General features: G+C 31.9%; 9 protein-coding genes. All 9 read right to left on the bottom strand.

All coding sequences use genetic code 11. The annotated features are described in order from the left end of the window. Window positions 1–541: 541 nt before the first annotated feature. Window positions 542–898 (bottom strand): hypothetical protein, encoded by a 357-nt coding sequence (locus J7I90_RS27075; protein ID WP_214775003.1) that lies wholly within the window; start codon window positions 896–898, stop codon window positions 542–544. A gap of 74 nt (window positions 899–972) precedes the next feature. Then, window positions 973–1,467, bottom strand: a complete 495-nt coding sequence (locus tag J7I90_RS27070; protein ID WP_214775001.1) for a helix-turn-helix transcriptional regulator — start codon at window positions 1,465–1,467, stop codon at window positions 973–975. A 226-nt stretch (window positions 1,468–1,693) separates the two neighbouring features. Continuing rightward, window positions 1,694–2,470, bottom strand: coding sequence for a class I SAM-dependent methyltransferase (locus tag J7I90_RS27065; RefSeq protein WP_251025494.1), 777 nt, complete (start codon window positions 2,468–2,470; stop codon window positions 1,694–1,696). Between the two features lie 232 nt (window positions 2,471–2,702). After that, window positions 2,703–3,272, bottom strand: a complete 570-nt coding sequence (locus J7I90_RS27060) for a nucleotidyltransferase domain-containing protein (RefSeq protein ID WP_214774999.1) — start codon at window positions 3,270–3,272, stop codon at window positions 2,703–2,705. Between the two features lie 272 nt (window positions 3,273–3,544). Then, complete coding sequence (locus tag J7I90_RS27055) at window positions 3,545–3,790, bottom strand: hypothetical protein (RefSeq protein WP_214774997.1); 246 nt, start codon at window positions 3,788–3,790, stop codon at window positions 3,545–3,547. Window positions 3,791–3,954: 164 nt separating this feature from the next. Then, entirely contained in the window at window positions 3,955–4,404 is a 450-nt protein-coding gene (locus tag J7I90_RS27050; protein ID WP_214774995.1) for a hypothetical protein, read from the bottom strand. A gap of 115 nt (window positions 4,405–4,519) precedes the next feature. Then, the gene (locus J7I90_RS27045; protein WP_214774993.1) at window positions 4,520–4,717 is read right to left on the bottom strand and encodes a hypothetical protein; all 198 of its coding nucleotides are present in this window, start codon (window positions 4,715–4,717) and stop codon (window positions 4,520–4,522) included. Between the two features lie 137 nt (window positions 4,718–4,854). Beyond that, window positions 4,855–5,010, bottom strand: a complete 156-nt coding sequence (locus J7I90_RS27040; RefSeq protein WP_214774991.1) for a hypothetical protein — start codon at window positions 5,008–5,010, stop codon at window positions 4,855–4,857. A gap of 157 nt (window positions 5,011–5,167) precedes the next feature. Next, window positions 5,168–5,497 (bottom strand): hypothetical protein, encoded by a 330-nt coding sequence (locus J7I90_RS27035; protein ID WP_214774989.1) that lies wholly within the window; start codon window positions 5,495–5,497, stop codon window positions 5,168–5,170. Window positions 5,498–5,593: the final 96 nt, after the last annotated feature.

Here is a 5,593-nt window from a genome sequence, read left to right as displayed (position 1 = left end):
GCTTTCAAGAGAAATTCAACGCCTTTCCCCAATTGAATATCGAGAAAAGGCCGCAGCTTAAAAAATACTCTTTTTTTATTGTCTACTTGACAGGGTTATGTGCAACTTTTATAGTTCCTCTTCCTTTTTTTATGCCTTTGTTTCTTCAGCAAATTACATTAATTAAAACACACTTCCTAATTATAAGGTCGTAATTTTATTTCCGTAATCCCCCAACACACAAGGTGTTAAAGGTACATTCGTAAAACGTATCAATGACGGTAAATTGAGAACGCGTGTCGATGCTGATGATGCAGGTGTTACAGCATCTACTATTAGTGGTTGGTTCACTACTGTATAACGAAGTAATATCTATGGGGTAACTTTGGGTAGCTCTCTTTTTATTTGTCTTAATCAACTAACGCACCCGTTAGTTTAAGTGTATTAAATCACAAACTTAGCTGTTTAATAAGAAGGCTATGTTAATGAATATTGTTGATATTTATTAAAGAAATGAGTAATTCAAAGAAGTTACTCTTCTCAATCAAATTAATATTTAACTTTATTTTTTGTTTCTATTAGCTAACTTCATAGCGAAGAACTGAGGGATCAAATTCAAAAAACTAACCAAGATTAATAATTGATATGGAGTTAGTGGCTTAAAATAGCCACCCCATCGTTCGTTCCCTGTCATCTCGCTGATGAAATAAAATGATATTATTACAGACAATATATTACCAATAATAAGAAACATTGAATTACTAACGAGTTTGCCGAAGAAAGCAAGAAGTGAAGTTACTACAATCATAATTAAATAGCCAAGCATTGAACGGTTAGCAAAATCTTGGTGCATTGAAAAATAAACAAAAGGAAAACAGTATAAACAGACTATTAGAATACCAATTACTATTTTTCTCATATTGTCACCTCTCTTTCAGATATATAGGTTACGTGGAAAACTTGGACAGCCTAAGACTATTATAGGTAGAGGTCTTATTCTTCATATATCCCTATACCTTTATCTATCTCGATAGTCTCCACCTCCTGTAATTCATTTAAACGACTTAAACTCTCTTCTTTATCAAAAGAACTATGCCAACGATAATCATATTGATCCAATATACGGTAATGGTTACTAATCAAATTTTGTTGCAAACGAAAATCCCCTCTATACTCGACTTCTTTCCACCATATCTTACCACCCATTGTTTTTTCTTTAGGCGTACCACCATTTTTGCTAGCAATTAACTGAACAAAATCAACTGGATTGTCACCAATTGATGTTATCAACAATTGGCTATGATTAAACAAAGCACAAAATGCAACAACGGTGGTCCAATTGGCTTCTGTTCTTCTTTTTTCAATTTGAACTAGTGTTTTTTTTGAAATCCCTAGAATTTCAGACATTTTATCTTGAGAAAAACTTTGTTCTGTTCGGACAAGTTTCATTTTTTCTGAAATTAAATTGATGAATTCTTCTTTTTCCATATATACCAAATACTCCTTTTTAGTGTAATTTTACACTAAAAGTATTGTTTTTCAACAAGAAAATCCCTTTTTTTGAATAAAAAGCAACTTTAAAACACAAAGAAAAAAGCAAGAGATAACCTTGCTCTAAATAAGTTTGAAATGGGAATATTCATAATAAAAGCTTGTTGAACTAAACTGCCCCTTTAGTTCCGTAAGAAAAAGGTTGCCGCAGCAACCTCCCATATTACCAAACTTTCTTTGCCCTAATGATCATAAAAGAAGGTTTTCTCATCTCATTAATAATTTTTGGTAAACTATTCAATGCTTTTTTATCGGGAATAGGCTCAATTACTTGCTCAATCTGAAAGCCATTCAGGATTAGTTCATTTATTAGAGTTGAGAAAGTACGGTGATATTTAACAATACCGTCTATATACCAATGTTGTCGCCTTTCACCTTCGTCCTGATAATGATCAACTGCATAATGTGATCTGTTGTTTTCTTTATCAACTATCCAATTATCCATATTTCTTCTAGCTGTTACAATCGGATGCTCAATGGAGAAAAGAAAAACCCCCATTTTTTTTAAACAACAGTTAATTTTTTTTATAACAACATCATAATCCCGTATATAATGTAAAGCTAGTGAACTAACTACAACATCAAATTCATGTTGTTTTATCTGAAGATCTTCTAAAGCAATATTTACATAGTTAATACGTTCATGGGAATTTCTTTGCTGAGCAACTTGAATCATTTTCTTTGAAATGTCAATCCCCACGACCTCCCGAGCCTGTTCCTTTACACAATACTTTGCGAAGTCCCCCATACCACAGCCTACATCCAATACAATTTTATTCTTTAATTCAGGTAGCATATCTCTTAGGGTAGGTTGTTCTAGTAAATCATTGTAATTCGACTCAGACTCACGTAGATTTCGGTAACTCTGGAAGAATTCTGGATGATCATAAATGTTTTGTTTCATGTTCAAAATCGCCTCTTTCTTAAGTGAATTTTTCATTGTTACTATCATAATTTTTCCATATTTATTAAAAAAGAAATAGACTTATATTTATATTTTTGGTAAGATTTAGATTGAGTCATGCCTAGAATAAATATAATAGTTTCCATAGTAAAAAGGAGAATCCTTACCCAAAGGATTCTCCTTTTTGAATCTGTTAAATAATGCTTTATGAACAAAATTAAACACTTTATTCTTTCTTCACTAACTACACCGTTATTTCATTAAGACGTTATGTTAAGAATTGAAGCCATTTATGTTCTGGTTCGTGCAATTGTATAGCATACTGTAGCCATTCTTTCTTCTCATCATCTAAATTATCTAATATCGCCATAAAGTCTTGATGGTCTTTTTCTCTTGTGTTTTTCACTTTATATAAAAGTACAATTTCTGGATTTAGATAAGGAATGCCTGTATCAGAATAACTCCAAACTGACTTAAGTGGATAGGAAATCGTTAAATCCCTTCTGAATTTCCAATCATAATCCTTTGTTTCATTTAGAAGAACTTCTAATTTATCTCCATTTGACTTATTCAATGCGTGTATTTCGTGAATAGGTAACTCTAAAAACTCATTTTCCCAAGTATAGAACCTACCTTTAATAACCTTTTTAAAATCCCATTCTTTAAGATATTCCTTCAGGTTTAATTGATCTTTCCGAAATAGTGCAATCTCTATATCTTGATGATGTCTTGTTTCTCTACCGATAAAAAGGTCAATTGCCCAACCGCCTGCAAAGAACCACGTTTTATTAAATCCTGACATTAAAGAAGTAATTCTCTGACATTGTTCAAAAGACATATAAAATCCCCCAGACAAAAAAACTTATATCCTTCCATATTCTTTTTCAATTTTGAATAACCTCTATACTGAAACCTTAATGAACTAAACTGCCCCTTTAGTTCCATAAGAAAAAAGAGCTGCCTTAAAGACAGCTCCGATCTTCAGCTAACGCACCCGTTAGTTCTATAAGAAAAAGCGTCCCTACTTTCTTGTTGTAGACAAAAGAACCGTCCACTTTTGGGACGGTTCTAAAATGTAATTAGAAATGTAACTTATGTTTCCTAAATCAATTATATAAATTTATTTGTTTTTGATATTTGAATTGATAAAGCAGATCTTTTCTTTTCTGTTTCTTTTATGGCTTGAGAACCAAGAAGAAAAAAACAATTGCTGCAGCAATCCTCTATGCCTGTACAAGTAGCAATCACATCTTTCTTTTCATCCGTCCTTACAAAAGAAGTTTCGTGATTCACATAGCGTTGGGTATAGGGACAGTAAACTATCCATCGTTTTACTGTGTATTGTTCTTCGCCCATACTTTCCGTTCCTTCCCGTTCAAATTTCCCTTTAACTTAGTAACAAGTGAGTATTTCCACTCTATACCCAGTTATTTATGTACGTTAAACGGTTTATAGAGCTATTCTGCCCCGATAGTTGCATAAGAAAAGGAGCTGCTGATCAGCTCTTGGTAAAGCACCCATTAATTTAATAAAATAAACTTACGAACTAATTTGTAATAAACATAATAAATTGAATAAGCAAATAAATAACTAACACCAGTCCAAATGATATTCCATTCATTCCTGTATACTATTTTCTCTAGACATACTAGTATGTACTCTCCAAAAGTTGTTACTAAAGTGAAAACTAAAAATGTAATAAGAATAGGCATTTTTTTATAGTGAATAACACAAATAAATAAACAACCAAGTATAGGATAAAGACCTAAATCATACGGAATTCCAGTTAAAGATGATTCTTGAAACACTATATCCATCTTCCAAAAGTAGTTAAAACCAATTTCATTTACTAAAATACTTGTTGCTACACCAATTGGATAAAAAATTATAAATAGCTTTGTCTGATTTTTAACCAAATAAGCACCTAAAAGCCAAGGGAAAATAAACCCAACGATAATGTGAAAAAGCATATTTAACCTTCCTTTCTTTAGAATCACATTATATATCTATTCTGCCCCGATAGTTCCATAACAAAAAGAGCTGCCAAAGCAACCCTCTTATTGAAGTAAGGCACCTGTTAGGATATTATTGCCTGTCATCGAGCTCTTCCATATCACTCATTATTTTTTTGTTCTTACTAAAATGAATAGCTATATATAAAAGTAAACCAACCCCCCCACCAATTAGTACCTTAAAACCTGAACCAACAGCTGCCCATTCCAAGGCGTAGAAAATTATCACACCGAGAAGAACATATGAAAAAACTGTGTTAATCAATGTCATTCAGCCTTCTTCCTTAATTGACGTACTATATAAATTCTATTTCAAATGCATTATTCCTTGTTGAACTAACCTGCCCCTTTAGTTCATTAAGCCAAAAAGGCCACCAATTGGCGGCCATCCAAATGAACTAAAAACAGTTAAAAGGCTTTAAAAATTGAATTTAAAACAATGAAAAGAAAAATGATAATAGCAACTACAATTGCTTCGAGTGTGAATTTTTTATTCTTTCTCTTTTGCTGCAATTTCTCCCTATATTCCATTTGAATCTTTCTCTTTTTATCATCTAATTTCATAGCAGGTAGACCCCTTAATGAAAATAATTTATGTTTATTTTACCATAAAAAACCACATTCGTTCTTCAACTAACCTGCCCCGATAGTTGCATAAAGAAAAAGCTACCTTAAAGACAGCTCTGATCCTCAGCTAAAGCACCCGTTAGCTTAAGTAAATTTATTCACAAAATTCTTTCATTTTTCTATTTAAATCATCATAATCTTCTTTTTTAAAAGATACAGTTACTCTAGCCAGTCTTTCCGAATTTGGATAGAGGTACATTTGTTGATTGAATCTTATCCCTAAAGGTCCAATTATTCGGTAAATCAGATTTAGAATATTAAAACAATCTAAGTCTACTCCATCTTTTAAATGGTTCTTTATACTAATAACCATTAAGTTATCGATAACTTCAAATTTAGGTTTCTGGGGGGGAATATTGTTAATTTTACAAATTCTCTTTACTACTTGTTTAAAATTATCTGAATTCCCAATATTTTTCGCCAAAAAAACACCCCTTATTTTTTAACTTTTTCACTTATATTCTATCTTAATGCAAATATAACCTTATGCAACTAACCTGCCCCGTTAGCCATCCATGAA

Origin of the sequence: Bacillus sp. ISL-57, assembly GCF_018613135.1 — a bacterium.
GTDB lineage: Bacteria > Bacillota > Bacilli > Bacillales > DSM-1321 > Peribacillus > Peribacillus frigoritolerans.
Note: the sequence above shows the minus strand (reverse complement) of the source record. Positions and strands in the feature narration are given on the sequence as shown.

Excerpts from the sequence above, each read along its gene's own strand:
- J7I90_RS27075 (WP_214775003.1), bottom strand. The coding sequence starts at position 898 with ATGAGAAAAATAGTAATTGGTATTCTAATAGTCTGTTTATACTGTTTT.
- J7I90_RS27070 (WP_214775001.1), bottom strand. The coding sequence starts at position 1,467 with ATGGAAAAAGAAGAATTCATCAATTTAATTTCAGAAAAAATGAAACTT.
- J7I90_RS27065 (WP_251025494.1), bottom strand. The coding sequence starts at position 2,470 with ATGAAAAATTCACTTAAGAAAGAGGCGATTTTGAACATGAAACAAAAC.
- J7I90_RS27060 (WP_214774999.1), bottom strand. The coding sequence starts at position 3,272 with ATGTCTTTTGAACAATGTCAGAGAATTACTTCTTTAATGTCAGGATTT.
- J7I90_RS27055 (WP_214774997.1), bottom strand. The coding sequence starts at position 3,790 with ATGGGCGAAGAACAATACACAGTAAAACGATGGATAGTTTACTGTCCC.
- J7I90_RS27050 (WP_214774995.1), bottom strand. The coding sequence starts at position 4,404 with ATGCTTTTTCACATTATCGTTGGGTTTATTTTCCCTTGGCTTTTAGGT.
- J7I90_RS27045 (WP_214774993.1), bottom strand. The coding sequence starts at position 4,717 with ATGACATTGATTAACACAGTTTTTTCATATGTTCTTCTCGGTGTGATA.
- J7I90_RS27040 (WP_214774991.1), bottom strand. The coding sequence starts at position 5,010 with ATGAAATTAGATGATAAAAAGAGAAAGATTCAAATGGAATATAGGGAG.